Genomic DNA, 21,366 nt, shown 5'->3' on the forward strand with positions numbered 1-21,366 from the left:
ACTTCCCCCGCCCCCGCCCGCCCCTGCCCCCGCACCGCCCCGAAGGATGGAACCCATGGCGTACGACGCTGATGTGATCGTGATCGGGGCAGGACTCGCGGGGCTGGCGGCCACCGCCGAGCTCGTCGACGCGGGCCGCACGGTGATCCTGCTCGACCAGGAAGCCGAGCAGTCCGTCGGCGGCCAGGCGCACTGGTCCTTCGGCGGGCTGTTCCTCGTCGACTCGCCCGAGCAGCGCAGGATGCGGATCAAGGACAGCCACGACCTGGCCCTCCAGGACTGGTACGGCACCGCCGGCTTCGACCGCGACGAGGACCACTGGCCGCGGAAGTGGGCGGAGGCGTACGTCGACTTCGCGGCCGGGGAGAAGAGGTCCTGGCTGCACGCCCAGGGGGTGCGGTTCTTCCCCGTCGTCGGCTGGGCCGAACGCGGCGGCTACGACGCGAACGGCCACGGCAACTCCGTCCCCCGCTTCCACATCACCTGGGGCACCGGTCCCGGCGTCGTCGCCCCCTTCGAGCGCCGCGTCCGCGAGGGCGTCGCGAAGGGCCTCGTCCAGCTGCGCTTCCGCCACCGGGTGACCGGCCTCGGGCGCTCGGCCGGAGCCGTCGACACGGTCACCGGCGAGATCCTGGAGGAGAGCGCCGCCGGGCGGGGCACCGCGAGCAGCCGCGAGGCCACGGGCAGCTTCGAGCTCAGGGCCCAGGCCGTGATCGTCACCTCCGGCGGCATCGGGGGCAACCACGACCTGGTGCGCGCCCAGTGGCCCGAACGGCTGGGCACCCCGCCGGAGAAGATGCTCTCCGGCGTCCCGGCCCATGTGGACGGACTGATGCTCGGCATCGCCGAGAAGGCGGGCGCCCACCACATCAACCGCGACCGGATGTGGCACTACACCGAGGGCATCGAGAACTGGAACCCCATCTGGGACAAGCACGGCATCCGGATCCTGCCCGGCCCGTCCTCCCTCTGGCTGGACGCCCGCGGCAAGCGGCTGCCGGTGCCGCTCTTCCCGGGCTTCGACACCCTGGGCACCCTCGAACACATCATGCGGTCCGGCCACGGCTACACCTGGTTCGTCCTCGACCAGAAGATCATCGGCAAGGAGTTCGCGCTCTCCGGCTCCGAGCAGAACCCGGACCTGACCGGGAAGTCCGTCCGTGACGTGATCGGCAGGGCGCGTGCCGACGTCCCCGGGCCCGTCAAGGCGTTCATGGACAAGGGCGTGGACTTCGTCGTCGAGAAGGACCTCGGCGCGCTCGTACGCGGGATGAACGCGCTCACCGGCGAAGCCCTCATCGACGAGGACGCCCTGCGCCGCGAGATCACCGCCCGGGACCGTGAGATCGCCAACCCCTTCACCAAGGACCTCCAGATCACGGCGATCAACGGCGCCCGCTCCTACCTGGGCGACAAACTGATCCGCACGGCGAAGCCGCACCGCATCCTCGACCCTGCCGCGGGCCCGCTCATCGCCGTACGGCTGAACATCCTGACCCGCAAGTCCCTCGGGGGGCTGGAGACGGACCTGTCCTCCCGCGTCCTGACCGAGGACGGCACCCCGCTGCCCGGGGTGTACGCGGCGGGGGAGGCGGCGGGCTTCGGCGGCGGCGGGGTCCACGGCTACCGCTCCCTGGAGGGCACCTTCCTCGGCGGCTGCATCTTCTCGGGCCGGACGGCGGGCCGTGCGGCGGCGGAGGCGACCGGCTGAGGCCCCTGCCCGCCCCTGGGCTCCAGCCGGAGTCCAGGGGCCGGCCGGTCACTCCAGCAGCTCCACCACCCGGAAGCGCTCCGCCACGATCATCGTGTCGTCGTCCACGGTGAACTCCGGGTCCCCGAGCGCCTCCCGCATCTCCTCGCTGTGCCAGAACGCCTCGTGCCCCGCCCGCCACCCGGCGACCGAGGTGTACCCCTCGCCCTCGTCCAGCGCGTGCCGCAGTCCTACCGACCCCAGTGGCAGCACCTCCACCCCCGTCAGCTCGACCACGGCGACCTCCCGTCCCGCGGAGTCGATGAGCGCGGACCGCTCGCCCACGGGCGGCAGCTCCTCCCGCTCCGCCTCGTACTCCGCGAGCAGTCCGGAGGTGGAGACCTTCTCGCCCGAGAGGACGGCGGCGACCAGCTGGTCGCGCAGAGGCCCGGGGAATGCGAGAAGGAAGGGCTTGAGCGGTTCACGGTTCTCCATGGCGGCAGTGTGGCACGCGTCACCTCTGTCCCAGCCGTCACTTCCGTACGTGCTCGCGAACTGCGTGAATGGTTCGGTCCACCCGCCCGGCACGGTCAACTGCATGTGAAATACGTGCAGTTGAGGCGGACCGGCCTTGACTCGAAGCATTGCCTACCGCTTTGCTGTCCGCGATCGTTTGCTCGCACACAGCATCGATATGTGCTCGCGTCATGTCGAAGTGGAAAAGGAAGCCTGCGGATGTCTCCGCCTCCGCCGCCCCTGGGCCGCTCCCGCCGCAAGGGCGGACGCCCGGACCACGCCTTCGACCTGGCGCTCGACGACGGCGAACTCATCGACGTAAGGGGACAGTTCGCCCAGGGCCGCTGGACCCGTGCCCGCTCGCTGCTCATCGCGACCGGCACCGACTGGGACCGCCGCGGCCACCGGCTCCTCGCCCTCGCCGCCGTCCCGTCCGCCGCCGGATGGGCGCGCGACTGGCTGCTCGCCGAGCCGGACAGCCGCGACGCCACGACACTCCTCGCCTGCGCCACCGTCGCCCGTGCCCAGCGTCCCAAGGCCGGCACCGGTGAGGCGGCCCGGGCGCGCGAGGCGTGTCTGGCCGCGGCCGCGCTGGATCCCGCCGACCCCACCCCCTGGCTCGGCCTGATGACGCTGGAGCGCACCCACGGCACCGGCGAGGCGGCCGCCAGGCACTTCGAGGAGATCCGCGCCCGGCATCCCGAACACCACCACGCCCATCACCTCATGACGGCAGGCCTCGCCGAGGCGCACCCGGAGAGCGACCCGCTCCACGAGGTGTACGACTTCGCCGCCTGGGCCGCCGAACAGGCCCCCGCCGACTCGCCGCTCGCCGTTCTCCCCGTCGTCGCCCACGCCGAGCGCTACCGCGTCCTGGCCGCGGCCGGCGCCGTGTCCGACGACCCGGCGGCCTCGGGCCACTGGTCGGGGCGCCGGGCCGGACAGGTGATGAAGGCCGCCTTCGACTGGTGGCTCGAATGGGAACGCGAGGACCACCCCCGGCACACCGCCGACCTCAACTTCCTCGCCCACGCGAAGCTCTGCGAGGGCCGCCCCGCCGAGGCCGCCGCGATCTTCCACCGCATCGGCCTCCACGCGACCGAGGCCCCGTGGTCGTACGCGGGCCGCGACCCGTACCCCGAATTCGTCGCCGCGCGCACCCTCGCGCTCGGTGCCCCCTGACGCACGTTCGCCATGCACGTCCGCTATCGAGGAAGGGACCACCCCCGCCATGTCGACGGGCAGAACAGATACGAGCCGGACCGGGAACGCCGGCACCGGCGGGATCAACACCTACAAGGGCGAGGAACGCGCGCTGCGCGCCGACCGGCTCGGCACCCCCGGGCTGCTCCTGTCCGTCCTCGCCGCCAGCGCCCCCCTGATGGTCGTCGCCGGGGTGATGCCCACCGTCTTCGGGGTGATGGGCATCGTCGGACAGCCCCTGCTCTACGTCATCCTCGGCATCGTCCTGATGCTGTTCGGCGTGGGTTACGCGGAGATGAGCCGGCACGTCCACAACGCCGGCGCCTTCTACGCGTACATCGCCCGCGGCCTCGGCCCGACGGCCGGCGCGGGTGCCTCGCTCGTCGCGCTGGTCGCCTACAGCGCCATGCAGGTCGGCATCTACGGCATCCTCGGCTTCGAGGTCTCGGGCCTCTTCGCCACCTACCTCGGCATCGACCTCCAGTGGTGGGTCCCCGCCCTGGTGGCCGTGGCCGTCGTCGGCGTGCTGGGCTGGCTGAAGATCGACCTCAACGCCAAGGTGCTCGGGGTGCTGCTCGTCATCGAGTGCGCCCTCGTCGTGATCTTCGACATCGCCGCCGTCGCCGAGCCGGGCCCCGAGGGGCTGTCCCTGCACGCGTTCAACCCCGAGACGCTCACCGGCGCCGGCCTGGGCACCGCGCTCTGCTTCTGCATCGCCGCGTTCGTCGGCTTCGAGCAGGCCCCGGTGTACGCCGAGGAGACCAGCCGCCCGCAGATCGTCGTGTCCCGCGTGATGTTCCTCGCCGTCGGCTACGCCGCCCTGTTCCTCGCCGTCAGCTCCTGGGCGCTGACCGTTGCCGCGGGCCCTTCGTCCATCGCCGGCATCTCCGTCGAGCAGGGGCCGGGGATGCTCTTCGGCCTCACCGAGGAGCGGCTCGGCGCCACCTTCACCGACGTGCTGCACGTCCTGTTCGTCACCGGCATGTTCGCCGCGCTGCTCAGCTTCCACAACGTGGTGGCCCGCTACGCGTTCGCCATGGGCCGTGAGGGGCTGCTGCCGGCGGGCTTCGGCCGCACCAGCAAGACGAGCGGAGCGCCCGCCACCGGCTCCATGCTCCAGTCCGCGCTCTCCGTCGTGATCGTGCTCGCCTTCGCCCTCACCGACGACAACCCGGTGGGCGACCCCACCGCGCCCGTCCTGCACCTGTTCACCTGGATGGGCAACGTCGGGGCGCTCGGCGTCATCGTGCTGATGGCCGCGGCCTCCTTCGCCGTCATCGCGTTCTTCGTACGGCGCGGTGCGGGCCGGGCCCAGGCGCCCCGGCTCGTCGCCTCCGGGCTCGCGGGCCTCGCCCTGCTCGCCATCGCCGTCTTCACCGTCCGCGACTTCGACGTCCTGGTCGGCTCCGGCCCCGGCTCGGCGCTGAACTGGCTGCTGCCCGGCGTCATCGTCCTGGCCCTCGCCGGGGGCCTGGTCTACGGCGCGGTGCTGCGCCGCACCAAGCCCGAGGTGCACGCCAGGATCGGCCTCGGCAACGAGGCGTTCCAGCTGGAGAAGGCGGCGGAGGGCGGCACGGACCCGCGCTGACCCCGCGCTCCTTACGGAAGAGTGACGCACACCCGCGGCCCCTGGTGACAGGCGGCCGCGGGTGTTCGAATGGGCGGGTGAACAGTCCCCCTCCCGACGACGGCGGCACGCCCGTCGGCCGCCGTCTCGTCCTGACGATGCTCGGCCTCGGCGCCGCCGGGGTGGCGGCCGCACCCGTTCTGCAGCGCACGCTGGAGAGCGGGCTGGGCGCCGTCGCCGACAAGGACCCCACCGGCCTCACCGGCCTGCTGCCCAACGGCGGAGGCTTCCGCTACTACTCGGTCGCCACGTCCGTGCCCGAGAAGACCGCCGCCGACTACCGCCTCACCGTGGACGGCATGGTCGACAGCCCGGCGACGTACACGCTCGACACCCTCGCGGAGCTGCCGCAGACCCGCATGGTGCGCGACGTCCAGTGCGTCACCGGCTGGCGGGTGCCCGAGACCCCGTTCGAGGGCGTCAGGCTCTCGGCGCTGCTGGACGCGGCAGGGGTACGGCCCGGGGCGAAGGCGATCCGCTTCACCTGCTTCGACGGCGCCTACAGCGAGAGCCTCACGCTCGAACAGGCCCGCCGCCCCGACGTCCTGGTCGCCACGCGCATGCAGGACAAGCCGCTGGCCCACTCCCACGGCGGTCCGGTCCGGCTCTACGTGGCCCCGATGTACTTCTACAAGTCGGCGAAATGGCTCTCCGGGATCACCGTCACCGACTCCGTACGCCCCGGATACTGGGAGGAGCTCGGCTATGACGTCGACGCCTGGGTCGGCCGGTCCAACGGCCGCGACGACGCCCCCACCGTCTGAGTCCTCCCCGAGGATCCGGCGCTTCACCACCGCCGAGCGCTGGGTGCACCGCACCACGGCCTGGCTGACACTGGTGTGCGTCGCCACGGCCGCCTGTCTGTACGTCCCCCAGCTCGCCGAGCTCGTCGGCCGCCGGCACCTCGTGGTCACCGTGCACGAGTGGTCCGGGCTGCTCGTCCCCGTACCGCTGCTGGCCGGGCTCGTCTCCCGGGCCCTGCGCGCCGACCTCTCCCGGCTCAACCGGTTCGGGCCGCACGACCGGCAGTGGCTGCGGGCCGCACTGCGCCGCGACCGCACGCCCGGCTCCCGGCCGGCGGGGAAGTTCAACGCGGGCCAGAAGATCTACGCCGGGTGGATCGCGGGCGCCGTGCTCGTGATGCTGGGCACCGGGCTGCTGATGTGGTTCACCGGCCTCGCCCCGCTGGTGTGGCGCACGGGCGCGACCTTCGTGCACGACTGGCTGGCCCTCGCCATCGGTATCGTCCTCGCCGGACACATGGCGAAGGCGCTCGCCGACCCGGAGGCACGCCGTGGCATGCGCACCGGATCGGTCGAGCGCCTCTGGGCCCGTTCCGAGCACCCGCTGTGGCGGGAGCCGGAGGAGTAGGACCGGCTACAACACCAGCGACAGCAGCAGGATGAAGCCCAGCGAGACGACGGAGATGATCGTCTCCATCACCGACCAGGTCTTGATCGTCTGCGGGACGTCCATGCCGAAGTACTCCTTCACCAGCCAGAAACCCGCGTCGTTGACGTGGCTGAAGAAGAGCGAGCCCGCGCCGACCGCGAGGACGAGCAGCGCGACGTGCGAGGTCGACAGGTCCGCGGCGAGGGGGGCGACCAGACCGGCCGCGGAGATCGTGGCCACGGTCGCGGAGCCCGTCGCCAGCCGGATCGCGACGGCGATCAGCCAGCCGAGGAGCAGGGCGGGGATCGACCAGTTCTCGGAGAACTCCAGGATCATCTGGCCGACACCGGCGTCGATCAGGGTCTGCTTGAACCCACCACCGGCGCCCACGATCAGGAGGATGCCCGCGATCGGGGCGAGCGACTTCTCGACCGTGCTGGACAGGCGGCCCTTGGTGAACCCGGCCGCACGGCCCAGGGTGAACATGCCGACGATCACGGCGGCGAGCAGCGCGATCAGCGGCGAGCCGATGACGTCGGTGACCCGCTGGACGTGGTTCTCCGGGTCGTCCACCACGATGTCGACGAGTGCCTTGATCAGCATCAGCACGACGGGCAGGAGAATCGTCGTCAGGGTCGCGCCGAAGCTGGGCCGGCGGTCCAGGTCCTCGGACGGACGCTGCGGGATCATCTTCTCCGGCGCCTCGATGTCCACCCAGCGGGCGGCGTAGCGGGAGAAGACCGGGCCCGCGATGATCACGGTGGGGATGGCCACCAGCACACCGAGGGCCAGAGTGACACCCAGGTTGGCGCCCAGCGCGTCGATCGCGACCAGCGGGCCGGGGTGCGGCGGGATCAGCCCGTGCATCACGGAGAGACCGGCGAGCGCGGGGATGCCGATCCGCATCAGCGAGTAGTTGCCGCGCTTGGCGACCAGCAGCACCACCGGAATCATCAGCACGATCCCGACCTCGAAGAAGAGGGGGAGCCCGATGATCGAGGCGATCAGCACCATCGCCCACGGCATCGCACGCCCGCTCGCCTTCGCGAGGATCGTGTCGACGATCTGGTCGGCGCCGCCGGAATCGGCGAGCAGCTTGCCCAGGATGGCACCGAGGGCGATCAGGACGCCGACACCCGCGACGGTCGAACCGAGGCCCGCGGTGAAGCTGGCGATGGTCTTCGCCGGGTTGGCCCCCGCGAAGGATCCGAGCGCGAGTGAGCCGATGGTCAACGCGAGGAACGCGTGCATCTTGAACTTGGTGATGAGCAGGACGATGACGGCGATGCCCGCCAGGACGGCGATGCCCAGCTGTGCGTTACCGGCCGAAGTGATCGGTTCGACGGCATCCGCTGCCAGCATCTCGACGCTGAGACTGGTCACGGTGGTGATCCTTAGTTCGCGAGCCGGCGCAGCGCGGCGACGGCCCGTTCGGTGATTTCCTCGGGGGTGCCGGACACGTCGACGGCGACGCCCGCCTCGTCCTCCTGCAACGGCTGCAGGGTGGCGAACTGGGAGTCGAGCAGCGCGGTCGGCATGAAGTGGCCCTTGCGGTCCGCCATGCGGTGTTCGATGAGGGACCGGTCGCCGGTCAGGTGCAGGAAGACGGCACCGGGAGCCTCGGCCCGCAGCCGGTCGCGGTAGGAGCGCTTGAGCGCGGAGCTGCTGACGACGCCACCGAGCTCCGCCCGGCCGTGCGCCCACTGCCCGATGGCGTCCAGCCACGGCCAGCGGTCGTTGTCGTCCAACGGCGTGCCGGCGGACATCTTGGCGATGTTGGCCGGCGGGTGGAAATCGTCGCCCTCTGCGTAGGGGACGCCCAGTGCGTCGGCGAGCAGGGGGCCGATCGTGGTCTTGCCGGTCCCTGCTACGCCCATCACCACGACGACGTGGGGGGTGCTCATTGGTGCCTCGCTGTCTTCTTCGACATCGGTCCGCGACATCGGTCCGTCGCGCTACTGAAACCCATTACATACGACTTATTCAAGTGGCTGTGACATAAACGTCGTACTTTTTGTTCCCCCGGGCCGCCCCGTAGGGTTGTGGGCATGACCACACCTGCCCAGGGGCTCCATACGCATGTGCTGGACACCCTGGGCCTGGAGATCGCGGCGGGGGACTGTCCGCCCGGCCAGGTCCTGCGCACCGACGAGCTCGCCCAGCGCTTCGACGTGTCACGCACCGTCGTGCGCGAAGTGGTCCGCGTCCTGGAATCCATGCACCTGGTCGAGTCCCGGCGCCGGGTCGGGGTGACCGTGCGGCCCACCGAGGAGTGGAACGTCTACGACCCCCAGGTCATCCGCTGGCGGCTCGCCGGCTCCGACCGGCCCCGGCAGCTGCGCTCCCTCACCGTGCTGCGGTCCGCCGTCGAACCCGTCGCCGCGGGCCTGGCGGCTCTCAACGCCACCGCCGAGCAGTGCGCCGCACTCACGGAGTGCGCCCTCGGCATGGTCGCGACCTCGCGGGGCCAGCAGCTGGAGGGGTACCTCCGGCACGACACGGCCTTCCACCGCATCGTCCTCAACGCCTCCGGCAACGAGATGTTCGCGCGGCTCGGCGACGTCGTCGCCGAGGTCCTGGCCGGCCGGACCCACCACCAGGTCATGTTCGAGGACCCGGACCCCGCCGCCGTCACGCTCCACGTCCGGCTCGCCGAAGCCGTACGCGAGGGCGACGCCGAGGGGGCCGAACGGCTGACCAAGGAGATCGCGGTCGGCGCGCTCCACGAACTGGACGTACTCGCCCCATGAGCGGCCCCCCGCCCGGGTACGGTGAGCGGGTTCGATCTTCGGAATGACGGGGCAGTCGGGATGGGAGACCACGGCATGGCGCAGCAGGTACAAGGGGTCATCGCACCGGGGAAGAACGAGCCGGTGCGCGTCGAGACGATCCTGGTCCCGGACCCCGGCCCCGGCGAGGCCGTGGTCAAGATCCAGGCATGCGGTGTCTGCCACACCGACCTGCACTACAAGCAGGGCGGCATCAACGACGACTTCCCCTTCCTGCTCGGCCACGAGGCCGCGGGTGTCGTGGAGTCCGTCGGTGACGGCGTCACGGACGTCGAACCGGGTGACTTCGTCGTCCTCAACTGGCGCGCGGTGTGCGGCCAGTGCCGTGCCTGTCTGCGCGGCCGCCCCTGGTACTGCTTCGACACCCACAACGCCAAGCAGAAGATGACCCTCCTGGACGGCACCGAGCTCTCCCCGGCTCTCGGCATCGGCGCCTTCGCGGAGAAGACCCTCGTCGCCGCCGGCCAGTGCACCAAGGTCGACCCCGAGGTCTCCCCGGCGGTCGCCGGTCTGCTGGGCTGCGGAGTCATGGCGGGCATCGGCGCCGCCATCAACACCGGCCAGGTCGGCCGCGGCGACTCCGTCGCCGTCATCGGCTGCGGCGGCGTCGGCGACGCCGCGATCGCCGGTGCCCGCCTCGCGGGAGCGGCCAGGATCATCGCGGTCGACATCGACGACCGCAAGCTGGAGACGGCGAAGAAGATGGGCGCCACCCACACCGTCAACTCCCGCTCCGACGACCCCGTCGAGGCCATCCGCGCACTGACCGGCGGCAACGGCGCCGACGTCGTCATCGAGGCGGTCGGCCGCCCGGAGACGTACAAGCAGGCCTTCTACGCCCGTGACCTCGCGGGCACCGTCGTCCTCGTCGGAGTGCCCACGCCCGAGATGCAGCTCGAACTCCCGCTCCTCGACGTGTTCGGCCGCGGCGGTTCGCTCAAGTCCTCCTGGTACGGCGACTGCCTGCCCTCACGTGACTTCCCGATGCTCATCGACCTGCACCAGCAGGGACGCCTGGACCTGGGCGCCTTCGTCACCGAGACCATCCAGCTCGGCGAGATCGAGCAGGCCTTCGCCCGGATGCACGACGGTGACGTCCTGCGCTCGGTGGTGGTCCTCTGATGGCCGCACGCATCGACCATCTGGTCACCTCCGGCACCTTCGCCCTCGACGGCGGCGAGTGGGACGTCGACAACAACGTCTGGATCGTCGGCGACGACACCGAGGCCGTCGTCATCGACGCGGCGCACGACGCCGCCGCGATCGAGGCGGCACTCGGCGGCCGTACGCTGCGCGCGATCATCTGCACCCACGCGCACAACGACCACGTCGACGCGGCCCCCGCCCTCGCCGACGCGACCGGCGCGCCGGTCCTGTTGCACCCCGACGACCTGCCGCTCTGGAATCAGACCCACCCCCACCGGGCCCCCGACGCCGAACTGGCCGACGGCCAGGAGCTGGAGGTCGCCGGAGTGCGGCTGACGGTCCTGCACACCCCGGGCCACGCCCCGGGAGCGGTCTGCCTGTACGCCCCGGAGCTGGGCACCGTCTTCACCGGCGACACCCTCTTCCAGGGCGGTCCCGGCGCCACGGGGCGGTCCTTCTCGCACTTCCCGACGATCATCGACTCGATCCGGGACCGGCTTCTCGCCCTCCCCCCGGAGACCGAGGTCCGCACGGGGCACGGGGACTCCACGACCATCGGCGCGGAGGCCCCGCAGCTGGAGGACTGGATCAACCGCGGCCACTGAGCGTGGCGGGGCTCACCGGTCCGGCCACGCGGAGAGCCGCAGCCCGCTCTCGAAGCGGTGCGGCTCACCCGTGACCGGGTCGGTGAACTCCAGGACCCTCGCGAGCAGTTGCAACGGCCGCCCGTAGTCCGTGTGCTCCGGCTCGGGCTCCACCACCGGATAGACCGGATCGTTCACCAACGGCAGCCCCAGCGCGTTCATATGGACCCGCAGCTGATGGGTGCGGCCGGTCGCCGGCACCAGCCGGTAGCGGCCGAAGGCGCCCCGGTGCTCGACGAGTTCGATCCGGCTCTCGCTGTTCGCGGTCCCCGGCTCCTCGCGCGCGGCGATGACCCCGCGCTCCTTCACGATCAGGCTCCGCACGGTGCGCGGGAGCGTGAGCTCCGGATCGTACGGAGCCACCGCCTCGTACTCCTTGCGCACCAGCCGGTCCCGGAACAGCGTCTGGTACGCGCCCCGGTCTCCGGCCCGTACGACACAGAGCACCAGGCCCGCCGTCAGGCGGTCCAGCCGGTGTGCGGGCTGGAGCTCCGGCAGGTCCAGCTCCCTGCGCAGCCGTGCGACCAGGGTCTCGGTGACATGCCGGCCGCGCGGGGTCGTCGCGAGGAAGTGCGGCTTGTCCGCGATCACGAGGTGCTCGTCCCGGTACACCACACCGACCGGGAACGGCACCGGCTCCTCAGGTGCGAAATCCCGGTGGAACCAGAGGAACCGGCCCGCCGTGTACGGCTCGTCACCCCCCACCGCACCGCCGTCGGCCCCGACGAACAGCCCCTCGGCGAGCATGGCGTCCACCCGCCGGGCCCCGATCGCCCGCGCGAACCGGTCCATCAGATGGTCCCGGACGCTCTCCCAGGCACCGGCGGGGTCCTCCGGCAGTCTCACCCGCACCGGGTCGATCCCGGCCCGCTGGGGGAGCGGGGCGGCGGGCGGCTTCCCGCGTCCCCTCATCGGCCGCTACGGAGGCGCGCGGGCACGCGGAGGGGGCTGCTGATCGACACGATGGTCACTGCCGGATCCTTCTCGATGGCGGGCTCTCCCGGGGCCGGCGTCCGCCTTCCACCCCAGGGCACCATCATCCCCGACTCAGCCCGCGGTGAGACGCACGAGCAGGCACGCGGGACGGTCGCCGTCCACCTCCACCAGCAGTTCCGCACCATCCGGCCGCCATTCCACCCTGCCCGCCGGAGCCGAGGGGTGCAGGATCTCCGCCGTCACGACCAGTCCGGCCAGATGAGAAACCGGGAGCAGGCGTTCCCTCCCGCCGGCCCTGCGCCACACCGACAGATACGTCACACCCCGCCCCCGCATCCCCAGCGCCAGCCACTCGTCCGTCCAGCCGGGCAGACCCAGCGGCCACCACGGAACGGCCCGGGGCAGCTCGTGGCGCAGCGCCTTGTAGGTGTCCAGCGCCTCGCGCACGAGCGTCAGCTGCCGCTCGGACATGTGGTCCAGGTGCCCCGAGAGGTGAATCCTGCCCAGCAGCGCACCCCCCAGGGTGAACGTGATCTCGTCGTCCGTGTAGCCCGGCTGCGGGTAGGCCCAGACCGCGCCCTGCTCCGGAGGGACGGCGGTGGGCGCGGCGGCGGCGATCGGCGGATAGCGCAGCGGGTCCTGCTGGTCGCTGGTGGACTGGAGCTGGGCCACGGCGAGCGAGGCGCCGTCCATCCGCATCCCGCCCGAGGCGCAGTTCTCGATCACCAGGCCGGGATACAGGTCGAGCACCGACCGCAGCCAGCCGAGCCACGCGCGCGCATGACCGAGCAGGGGGCCGCCGGGGGAGACGGTGATGTTGTAGTCGAGCTTGAGATAGCCCACTCCCCACTCGCCGACGATGCGGCCCACGGCCGCGTCCAGGTGCGCGCGGGCAGCCGGATGACGCAGATCCAGCTGGTGGCGGCCGTGCTCGGTGACCCGTATGCCGTCCCGGCGTACGAACGCTTCGTCGGGCAGGGCCGCGGCGACCGGGCTCCGTACGCCCACGACCTCGGGCTCCAGCCAGAGCCCCGCCACCATGCCGCGCCCCCGGATGTGGTCGATGACGCGGCGTATCCCGCCGTCCGGGAATCGCCGGGCCGAAGGCAGCCAGGCACCGACACTGTCCCACCAGCCCTCCGCGTCGTCGTCGTACCAGCCGGAGTCGATGCAGAAGTACTCGGCTCCGACCTCTGCGGCGGCGTCGATCAGAGGCAGCAGCTTCGCGGTGGTCGGGTCCCCCATCAGCGTGTTCATGTAGTCGTTGAACACGACGGGCAGGGCGGTGAGGTCGCGATGCGGCCGACGGACCGCCCGGCGGTACGCGGTCAGCGCGGCCAGCGCCTCCTCGAAACCGCCCCCGAGGGCGAGCGCCGCAGGTTCGGTGCTGAACTCCCCTCCCGGCAGCAGGTGTTCGCGCCATTGATGGTCCGCGTCGGTCGGCCCGCCGATCGCGAGCCAGGAGCCGTCACCCCACTCGCCCGTGTCCCAGCGCCACGCGGCGGCCGACTCGATCTGCCACAGCCAGGTCCTGCCGTCCGTGCGGTCCCGCAGAGCGCCCATGGCCAGGTGGCCGTCGGTGGGCCAGCTCCCCCTGCTGCTCACCGCCAGGCAGGCGCGGCTCTCGTGCTCGTGGACACCCCGTCCGATATCGGCGAGATGCGCGCGCAGCGGCTCGACCGACCAGCGGCACTCGGCCAGCCAGTCGTTGCGCGCCCGGTGGACGTCCAGGACGTCGGGGGAAGGGAGACCACCGAGGAGGAGACTCGAGACGGACTGGATGACCAGGGGAGCGGGGCCGTCGTTGCGCAGGCGGACGCGGGAGCGTACGACGGGGACCCCGTCCGGGGTGGAGTAGCCGACCTCGGCGGTCAGTCCGCTCGCCGGGTCGTGGAGTTCGATGTGGAGCCGGTGCTGGTCGCCCTCGCGGCCGGTCCGGTGCGAGCGGTAGCGCAGCCGCCCGCCGAGCGCCGAGTCGACGAACCGGGGCCCGGACCAGCCGCTGCCGTGACCGAGCGCCGTGATGTCGACGAGAGGAAGCGGTGCGCCCGACGGAGCCCCGAGGTCGCCCGGGCCGGCCAGGTGAGTGATCCTCAGCGTTCCGTCGGCCGCGGTGGCGAAGTGGACGGAAAGGCCCGAATGGCCCCAAGTGAATTCGTCCGCGGCGCTGTTGGCTGCCTCACCGGTCAACGTGAACTCCTCCCGGATCCGCCTGACGGCGGTCTGCGTCCCCTGGGTGAATCTGCCGTTACGGTCTCTTGACGAGCCTTGTGTGACCGGTCACAATCCTGGCATGAAAGTGACCGGTCACACAAGGAGAACGGCGAGCATCAGGGATGTCGCCGCCGCGGCGAACGTCTCGTACCAGACCGTTTCCCGCGTGATCAACGAGCACCCGAGCGTCAGGCAGGCCACCAGGGAGCGCGTGCTCGCGGCCATCGAGGAGCTGGGGTTCCGGCGCAGCGCCACCGCGCACGCGCTGGCCAGCGGCCGGACCAGGTCCGTCACGGTGCTCACCGCGAACACCACCGAATACGGTTACGCGAAGATCCTTCAGGGTGTCGAGGAAGCGGCCCGCTCGGCCGCGTACGCCGTGGGCATCGGCGTGCTGGAGGCATCGGACGAGGCAGCCGTGCGCGCCCAGGTGCAGCAGGCCGCGGACGCCGGCGGCGGGCTCATCGTCATCGCGTACGATCCGGCCGGAGTGCTGGCGCTGGGCTCGGTGCCCGCCGGGCTCCCGTTCGTCGGCGTGGTCGAGACCCCGGGGCGTCCGCCCGCAGCCGAGAGCCCCTGGGTATGGACCGACGACCGGGCCGCGGCCCACGAAGCCACGTCCCATCTGCTCTCGCTCGGCCACCGGACGGTGCACTACGTCGCCATTCCGTCGAGCACCACCCGCACGGCGCCCCGGACGGCCGGCTGGCGTTCCGCGCTGCGCGAGGCGGGCGCACCCCAGCCACGGCCGCTGCAGGGCAACTGGGGCCCGGCGGGGGGCTATGCGGCGGGCCGGAAGCTGGCCGCCGACCCCTCGGTCACCGCGATCCTCTGCGGCAACGACGACCTCGCGACCGGGGTCATCCGCGCCCTGCACGAGGCGGGCCGGGACCTCCCCGGCGAGGTGAGCGTCGCCGGATTCGACGACGCGCCCCACTCCGCCTATCTGACCCCGTCACTCACCTCCGTACGGCTCGACTTCACCGGTCTCGGACGTGCCGCCTTCGGACTCCTGCACCGGGCGGTCGAGGAATCCGCTCCGGTCGTGCCGCGCCCGGTCGCCGTGCCGGAGCTGATGGTCAGGGAGAGCTCGGGACCCCCGCCGGCCACCGGAAAGCAGTGACCCGCCCACGACGACCCACTCGTTCGACGCAGTGAGGCAGAGCCCTGATGAGCACAGCCCCCATGAAGAGAGTCCTCCCGGCCCTGGTGCTGATATGTGCCACCGCCCTGACCGCGACCGCGTGCAGCGACCCCGGTGTGAACGGCGGGACGGGCGCCGCTTCCGGCACGGCCGTCGACCCCACGGCGAAGCTCGACGGGGTGAAGCTGACCATGTGGACCGCCCAGAACACGGTCAACGCCCCCGCCCAGGTGGTCGACGCCTTCGAGAAGGCCACCGGCGCCGAGATCGACACCCAGGCCGTCCCCGACCTCTACGAACAGAACGTGCCGACGAAGCTCGCCTCGGGAGACAAGCCGGACCTGATGTTCTGGCAGCCGTCCGTCTCCACACTGCCGTTCGTCCAGCCCCAGCAGAATCTGCTGACCCTCGACGGCGAACCCTGGGTGGACAAGCTCGGTGACACCGAGAAGTCCCTCGGTGTCCTCGACGGCAAGCGCTACGCCGCGATCGTCACCAGCCCCGCCATGCTCGGCGTCTACTACAACAAGGACGTCTTCAGGAAGGCCGGCATCACCGAGGAGCAGCTCCCGCAGAGCTACGCCGACCTGCTCGCCCTCGGCCACCGGATCAAGGACCGGACGGACGCGGCCGCCTTCTACGAGGCCGGCGGCGACAAGTGGCCCCTGCAGTGGCAGATGCAGGTCCAGCTCACCGACCTCGGGAACCAGTGGTGGTCCGGCCTCAACCGGAACAAGGAGAAGTGGACCGACCCCGTCGTCGTCGAGGCGGTCACCACGTACAAGGAGAAGCTGCTCGACGCCGGACTGGCCCAGAAGAACTACCGGACGGGCACCTTCACCGGCTCCGCCGACGCCCTGTGGAAGGGCGAGACCGGCATGGTCCTCAACGTCACCTCCTTCCAGTCCCAGCTGCAGGCGAAGTACAGCACCGAGGAGATCAACGGGAAGCTGGGCTGGTTCCCGGTCTCCCGGTCCACCGGGGAAGGGATGTACTCGCCGGACCAGACGAACGGTGTCGTCGCCTTCAGGACCGGTGACGAGAAGCGGCAGAACGCTTCCCGGCAGTTCCTGGCCTTCTGGCTCGACACGGACTACGCCTCCTACATCAAGGCGATGAAGATTCCCTCCGTGCAGCCCTCGGTGCCCTCGCCCGAAGGGCTCCCGGACACCTCGAAGGCCCAGATAGAGGCACTGCCCACGGCGAACGGCGTCTTCCAGGCCAAGGCGATCGTCGCGCCGGACACGCATCTGTACCTCGCCGACATGATCTACGGCAAGAAGACCCCGCAGCAGGTGGCCCAGGCGATCCAGGACCAGTTCGCGCAGGTGGCCAAGGCCCAGGGCGCGCCCGGCTTCTGATCCCGCGCCGCCGAGAGCGAAGGAATCCCCAGCCGTGGCCGACACAGCCGTACGCAGCACACAGGCGGCAGGAACCGCCCGTAACAGTCACAAGAAGGCGGGACGGGTGCCGCGCGCCGCCGTCCACCACCCCTGGTGGTTCGCGCTGCCGGCCGTCGTGGTCTTCGCCGCCTTCTTCCTGGTGCCGAACCTGCTCAACTTCTACTACCCGTTCACCGACTGGTCCTCGTACCACGCGGACATCTCCTTCGCGGGGCTCGACAACTTCCGGACGATAGCCGCCGACGGATCCCTGGTGCGGGCCATCAGGACGACTCTCCTCTACGCGGCGCTGGCCGCCCTCTTCCAGAACGGCCTCGGGCTCGGCCTCGCGCTGCTCCTCGAAGCGGACACCCGGTTCAACCGGTGCTTCCGCGCCGTCTTCTTCCTGCCCGTGCTCATCTCGGCCCTCGCCGTCGGCTACGTGTTCCAGGCGCTGCTCGACCAGGACGGCGCGGTCAACTCCGCACTGGGCACGGACATCCCCTGGCTCGGCTCCACCGACTGGACCCTCGTCCTGGTATCCCTCATCCACGGCTGGAAGTGGATGGGCCTGTCGATGCTCATCTATCTGGCCGGGCTCAAGGGGATCCCGGGCGAGATGCTGGAGGCCGCGAAGATCGACGGCGCCGGCCCCTGGCGGACCTTCCGGTCCGTGCGCTGGCCGATGCTCGCGCCCGCCGTCACCTTCAACGCGACCACCGCGCTCATCGGTTCGATGAACACCTTCGACATCGTGCAGGCCACCACGGGTGGAGGCCCCGCCGCGTCCACGGAGGTCTTCAACATCTACATGTTCCGGGTCTTCGGACAGGGCCTGTACGCACAGGCCTCCGCGATGAGCCTCGTCCTCTTCCTGATCGTCGTCGCCGTCGCGATCCCCCTGATCGTCGGACTGCGCCGAAGGGAGCAGCTGCTGTGAACCCCTCCCTCCTGTGGAGACTGGGCCGCCCCGCCCTCGTCCTGTCCCTCGCGGCCCTCACCGTCGGCGTACCGCTGTGGCTGGTCCTGGTCACCTCGGCCAAGCCCCAGGGTGAGGCCGCCGACCCCAACCTCCGGGCCCCCGGGCACTGGCAGCCGTCCGACAACTACGCGGACGCGGTCGGCCAGGGGGAGATGCTCCGAGGCATGCTCAACTCACTGCTGGTGGTCGTCCCGTCAGTGGTCCTCGTGCTGATCCTCGGCGCCGGAGCCGCCTGGGTCTTCGCCCGGCGCACCTCCCGGCTCGTGTCGGCGGCGTACGCACTGACCATCAGCGGCCTCCTGCTGCCGCCCGCGGTCATCACCGTCGTCATGGAACTGCGGCAGTTCGGGCTGGCCAACACCCGGCCCGGCATGATCGCCGTCTACACCGGGATGTACCTGTCCACGTCGATCTTCTTCATGACCGGGTTCATCCGCACCATCCCGGCCGAGCTGGAGGAAGCCGCCCGGGTGGACGGCGCGAAACCGCTGCGCGTCTTCCTGCGGATCGTGCTGCCGCTGCTCAGGCCCGTCATCGCCACCGCGACGATCATGGTGATGCTCTACGCCTGGAGCGACGTCTTCTACGCCTTCTTCGTCCTCGGCGGCGGAGACGTGGCGACCCTGCCGATCAACCTCTACCAGGTCGCCAGCGCCCAGCTCTACCTCGACAACTGGCATCTCGTCTTCGCCTACGTGGTGCTGATGAGCCTGCCCATGGTCGCCGTGTTCCTGGTGGCCCAGCGAAAGATCGTGTCCGGAATCACCAGCGGAGCCGTCAAGTGACGCCCACCGACCGGAGGTCCACGTGAGCACAGCCCGCACACCCCGTACGCCCGGCAGGAGCAGACTCCGGGTGACCACCGCCGCCGCGGCGGCCCTCCTGGGAGCGACAGCCATGATCACCGGACCGCCCGCCGCCGCGCCCGCCGCGGCCGCGCCCGCCGCACAGACCCTCTCCGTCGACCTCGCCGCCTCCGAGGGGCCGGTCATGCACGGCGCCAACGGCGCCCTCTACGGGCTGAGCGACGACGGGGTGCCGAGTGACGCCGTCCTCGAACCGCTGAAGATATCCACCATCTCGCAGAAGGCCGAGAGCGGCGCGCAGCACCCCAACGGTGACGCGATCACGGTCTCGAAGTCCTTCTTCCGCAACGGCGGCGGCGACGTCCTCGTCATGATGCAGGACATCTACGCCAAGTGGCCCTACGAGGACCTGGGCATCGACGACTACCTCACCAAGGTCGACGGGATCGCCGAGGACGTCGAAGCCGCCCCGAACAGCGAGCACTTCGTCTACGTCCCGTTCAACGAACCCGACTGGATCTGGTACGAGCTGGGCGTCGAGGACCAGGCGACGTACGAGGTCAACCGCGACCGGTTCTTCAAGGACTGGAAGACGGTGTACGAGCGCATCCGCGCCACCGACCCGGACGCCCGGATCGCCGGCCCCAACGAGTCGGCGTACCACCCCCGGCTGCTGACGGACTTCCTCGCCTTCGCCAAGGAGGAGAACGTCCTGCCCGAGGTCATGACCTGGCACGAGCTCGGCTCCGGTTCGCTGCGGGACTTCCAGGACCACTACGACACCTACCGGGCGACCGAGAAGCGGCTCGGCATCGAGCCGCTCGCCATCAACATCAACGAGTACGCCAACCGCCGCGACCTCTCCGTCCCCGGCCAGCTGGTCCAGTGGGTCTCGATGTTCGAGCGCAACAAGGTCTACGCCGACCAGGCCTACTGGGACGCCGCGGGCAACCTCGACGGCAACGTGGTGCACACCAACATCCCCAACGGCGGCTGGTGGTTCTTCCGCTGGTACGCGGGTCTCTCCGGCAGGACCGTGAAGGTCACGCCGCCCCGGCCGCACACCGTCGACACCCTCCAGGGCCTCGCGTCCCTCGACCGCTCCCGCCGCCAGGCGCAGGTCCTGCTCGGCGGAGCGTCGGGTGACGCGGACGTGGCCGTGCGCCATGTCCACCCGGACGTCTGCGGCCGGCACGTCACCGCGACCGTGGCCGAAGCCGCCTGGTCCGGTTACGAGGGCGGCCACGCCACCCCGCGCGTCCTGTCACGGACCGAGCTGAAGGTCGCCCGCGACGGCAGCGTCACCGTGCCCGTCACGGGCATGGACAGGATGTCCGCCTACCGCGTGGTGCTGACCCCGGCAGGCTCGGGCACACCGGCCGAGGCCACCGTGCCGTTCACCGCCTCCTACGAGGCCGAGGACGCCGTGATCACGGGGGGCCAGGTCCGCACCCAGGGCACGGTGTCCGACGCCAACGGCTACGCGGCATCGGGCACGAAGGACGTCGGATCCCTCGACTCGGCGCAGAGCAAGGTCCAGTTCCGTGTCTCGGTCCCGGCGACGGGCACCTACGACCTCTCCGTCCTGTACGGCAACCAGAGCGGCAGCCCGTCCACCCAACTCCTGTCCGTGGACGGCGGTACACCGGCCGTGGTGACCTACCCGTCGACCGAGAACTGGCTGTACCGGGCGAAGAAGGACCTCACGGTCGAGCTCACCGCCGGCTCCCACACGCTCACCCTCGCCCACGACACCGGGGAGGCGACGCTCGACCGCATCGACCTGACGGCGCACACCACCCCGTCCACCGCGTACGAGGCCACCCTGGCCGACGTGTCGGGCAGGGTGGCGTACGACTACCGGAGCTCGGCCGGCACCGGCACGGGCGCGCTGGTCCTCGGGCGGGGGGCGGAAGCCGTCTTCGACGTGTACGCGCCGCGGGACGGCTACTACACGGTGGTCCCGCGCGCCTCGGCCCCCGTGAGGCTCGCCCTGCACGGCGAGACGGTCACCGCACACCCGGGCAGGGCGCTGAAGCTCTATCTCGTCGCGGGCAACAACCGCGTCACCGCGACGGGGCAGGCCGCGCTGCGCTCCCTGGACGTGACGGGCTCCGGTTCGGATTCCGGCGTCCTGAGCTACGCGGGCACGGAGGCCGAGCTGTCCGGCGGGGCCCGGCTGGTGGCCGCTGCGCATGCCTCCGAGGGCAGTTACATCGGGTGGCTGGGGAACAGCGACGCGAGCAAGGCGGTGTTCAACGTCGACGCGCCGCGCGCCGGCGCCTACGTCCTGGTCGTGCGGTACGGACACAACGACCGGCGCGACAACGGACACGCGTACAACACCGACATCATGGCCCGCACGGCGGACGTCACCGTCGGGGGCCGGACCCAGAAGGTCACCTTCAAGAACACCTGGAGCTGGGACGACTTCTGGACCCTGGGCGTCCCGGTCGAACTGAGGAAGGGCGCCAACACCGTCACCTTCGGCAACGCGTCGGCCTGGGCCCCGAACCTGGACCGTATCCAGCTCGCACCGGTCCGCGGCTGACCCGGTGCACCCTCCCGGGTGCCGCGCCACCGTGTGCTGCGGGGCGGCGCCCGGTCTCCGAGAGGACCTGATGAGAGACGACGATCTGCGCAGGATGCTGCGGAGCGCGGCCCGCGCGCACCGGCCCGACCGGGCACGGATACTCGCACGCGTCGAGCGGGGGACGGCCGGGGAGCGACGGCGGCGCTCCCGGGGCCGGCTGTACCGGGCCGGTACGGCCGTCTCCGCCGTGGGGGTCTTCGTTCTCGGCGGCTGGGCGGCCGTATCGGCAGCGGGCGAGGGAAAGCCGGGCCCAAGGACCGGGCCGGCGTGCCCCGCCCCCCTTCTGGGACCGGGAGCGATGC

The 21,366-nt window shown here is 71.1% G+C and carries 18 protein-coding genes; 13 read left to right on the forward strand and 5 right to left on the reverse strand.

The genetic code is table 11. The features are described from left to right. Positions 1-55 precede the first annotated feature (55 nt). The gene (locus ACIP63_RS36915; RefSeq protein ID WP_401525060.1) at positions 56-1,711 is read left to right on the forward strand and encodes an FAD-binding dehydrogenase; all 1,656 of its coding nucleotides are present in this window, start codon (positions 56-58) and stop codon (positions 1,709-1,711) included. Positions 1,712-1,759: 48 nt separating this feature from the next. Here the strand turns inward: ACIP63_RS36915 and ACIP63_RS36920 are convergent, their stop codons facing one another. Next, a complete protein-coding gene (locus ACIP63_RS36920) occupies positions 1,760-2,185 on the reverse strand; it encodes an ASCH domain-containing protein (RefSeq protein WP_401525063.1) in 426 nt (141 codons plus the stop codon). A 240-nt stretch (positions 2,186-2,425) separates the two neighbouring features. On the opposite strand from ACIP63_RS36920, the gene ACIP63_RS36925 reads away from it, so the two are divergent. From ACIP63_RS36925 to ACIP63_RS36940, 4 genes are all read left to right on the forward strand, one after another. Next, positions 2,426-3,388, forward strand: coding sequence for a hypothetical protein (locus tag ACIP63_RS36925; protein WP_401525066.1), 963 nt, complete (start codon positions 2,426-2,428; stop codon positions 3,386-3,388). Positions 3,389-3,437: 49 nt separating this feature from the next. Continuing rightward, positions 3,438-4,997 (forward strand): APC family permease, encoded by a 1,560-nt coding sequence (locus tag ACIP63_RS36930; RefSeq protein ID WP_401525069.1) that lies wholly within the window; start codon positions 3,438-3,440, stop codon positions 4,995-4,997. A gap of 137 nt (positions 4,998-5,134) precedes the next feature. Then, positions 5,135-5,800 carry a molybdopterin-dependent oxidoreductase gene (locus tag ACIP63_RS36935; RefSeq protein ID WP_401525179.1) on the forward strand — a complete coding sequence of 222 codons (666 nt, stop codon included), beginning with the start codon at positions 5,135-5,137 and terminating at the stop codon, positions 5,798-5,800. Continuing rightward, positions 5,742-6,407: a cytochrome b/b6 domain-containing protein gene (locus tag ACIP63_RS36940; protein ID WP_401525072.1), complete on the forward strand. Its 666-nt coding sequence runs from the start codon at positions 5,742-5,744 to the stop codon at positions 6,405-6,407. The genes ACIP63_RS36935 and ACIP63_RS36940 overlap by 59 nt, the downstream gene beginning before the upstream one ends. Before the next feature lie 6 nt (positions 6,408-6,413). Here the strand turns inward: ACIP63_RS36940 and ACIP63_RS36945 are convergent, their stop codons facing one another. Both ACIP63_RS36945 and ACIP63_RS36950 read right to left on the reverse strand, forming a co-directional pair. Then, positions 6,414-7,811, reverse strand: a complete 1,398-nt coding sequence (locus ACIP63_RS36945) for a GntP family permease (RefSeq protein ID WP_401525075.1) — start codon at positions 7,809-7,811, stop codon at positions 6,414-6,416. A gap of 11 nt (positions 7,812-7,822) precedes the next feature. Then, complete coding sequence (locus ACIP63_RS36950) at positions 7,823-8,332, reverse strand: gluconokinase (protein ID WP_401525078.1); 510 nt, start codon at positions 8,330-8,332, stop codon at positions 7,823-7,825. Positions 8,333-8,476: 144 nt separating this feature from the next. On the opposite strand from ACIP63_RS36950, the gene ACIP63_RS36955 reads away from it, so the two are divergent. From ACIP63_RS36955 to ACIP63_RS36965, 3 genes are all read left to right on the forward strand, one after another. Continuing rightward, positions 8,477-9,178, forward strand: a complete 702-nt coding sequence (locus ACIP63_RS36955) for a FadR/GntR family transcriptional regulator (RefSeq protein WP_401525081.1) — start codon at positions 8,477-8,479, stop codon at positions 9,176-9,178. Positions 9,179-9,253: 75 nt separating this feature from the next. Next, positions 9,254-10,339 (forward strand): S-(hydroxymethyl)mycothiol dehydrogenase, encoded by a 1,086-nt coding sequence (locus ACIP63_RS36960; protein WP_401525084.1) that lies wholly within the window; start codon positions 9,254-9,256, stop codon positions 10,337-10,339. After that, positions 10,339-10,968, forward strand: coding sequence for an MBL fold metallo-hydrolase (locus tag ACIP63_RS36965; protein WP_401525087.1), 630 nt, complete (start codon positions 10,339-10,341; stop codon positions 10,966-10,968). Before ACIP63_RS36960 ends, ACIP63_RS36965 begins: the two co-directional genes overlap by 1 nt. 12 nt (positions 10,969-10,980) lie before the next feature. On the opposite strand, the gene ACIP63_RS36970 is transcribed toward ACIP63_RS36965, so the two are convergent. Continuing rightward, positions 10,981-11,919, reverse strand: coding sequence for a pseudouridine synthase (locus ACIP63_RS36970; RefSeq protein ID WP_401525090.1), 939 nt, complete (start codon positions 11,917-11,919; stop codon positions 10,981-10,983). Between the two features lie 135 nt (positions 11,920-12,054). Further along, positions 12,055-14,133, reverse strand: coding sequence for an alpha-galactosidase (locus tag ACIP63_RS36975; protein WP_401525092.1), 2,079 nt, complete (start codon positions 14,131-14,133; stop codon positions 12,055-12,057). A gap of 103 nt (positions 14,134-14,236) precedes the next feature. On the opposite strand from ACIP63_RS36975, the gene ACIP63_RS36980 reads away from it, so the two are divergent. The 5 genes from ACIP63_RS36980 (at position 14,237) to ACIP63_RS37000 (ending at position 21,022) form a co-directional block, all read left to right on the forward strand. Further along, complete coding sequence (locus ACIP63_RS36980; protein ID WP_401525095.1) at positions 14,237-15,280, forward strand: LacI family DNA-binding transcriptional regulator; 1,044 nt, start codon at positions 14,237-14,239, stop codon at positions 15,278-15,280. 62 nt (positions 15,281-15,342) lie between these two features. Further along, on the forward strand, positions 15,343-16,662 hold the full coding sequence (locus ACIP63_RS36985; RefSeq protein ID WP_401525098.1) for an ABC transporter substrate-binding protein: 1,320 nt from the start codon (positions 15,343-15,345) through the stop codon (positions 16,660-16,662). A 34-nt stretch (positions 16,663-16,696) separates the two neighbouring features. Further along, positions 16,697-17,623 carry a carbohydrate ABC transporter permease gene (locus ACIP63_RS36990; RefSeq protein WP_401525100.1) on the forward strand — a complete coding sequence of 309 codons (927 nt, stop codon included), beginning with the start codon at positions 16,697-16,699 and terminating at the stop codon, positions 17,621-17,623. After that, entirely contained in the window at positions 17,620-18,450 is an 831-nt protein-coding gene (locus ACIP63_RS36995) for a carbohydrate ABC transporter permease (RefSeq protein WP_401525103.1), read from the forward strand. The genes ACIP63_RS36990 and ACIP63_RS36995 overlap by 4 nt, the downstream gene beginning before the upstream one ends. Positions 18,451-18,562: 112 nt before the next feature. Further along, positions 18,563-21,022: a CBM35 domain-containing protein gene (locus ACIP63_RS37000; protein WP_401525182.1), complete on the forward strand. Its 2,460-nt coding sequence runs from the start codon at positions 18,563-18,565 to the stop codon at positions 21,020-21,022. The last annotated feature ends 344 nt before the right edge of the window (positions 21,023-21,366 follow it).

Origin of the sequence: Streptomyces sp. NPDC088746, from assembly GCF_044751065.1 — a bacterium.
In the GTDB taxonomy this organism is placed as follows: Bacteria; Actinomycetota; Actinomycetes; order Streptomycetales; family Streptomycetaceae; genus Streptomyces.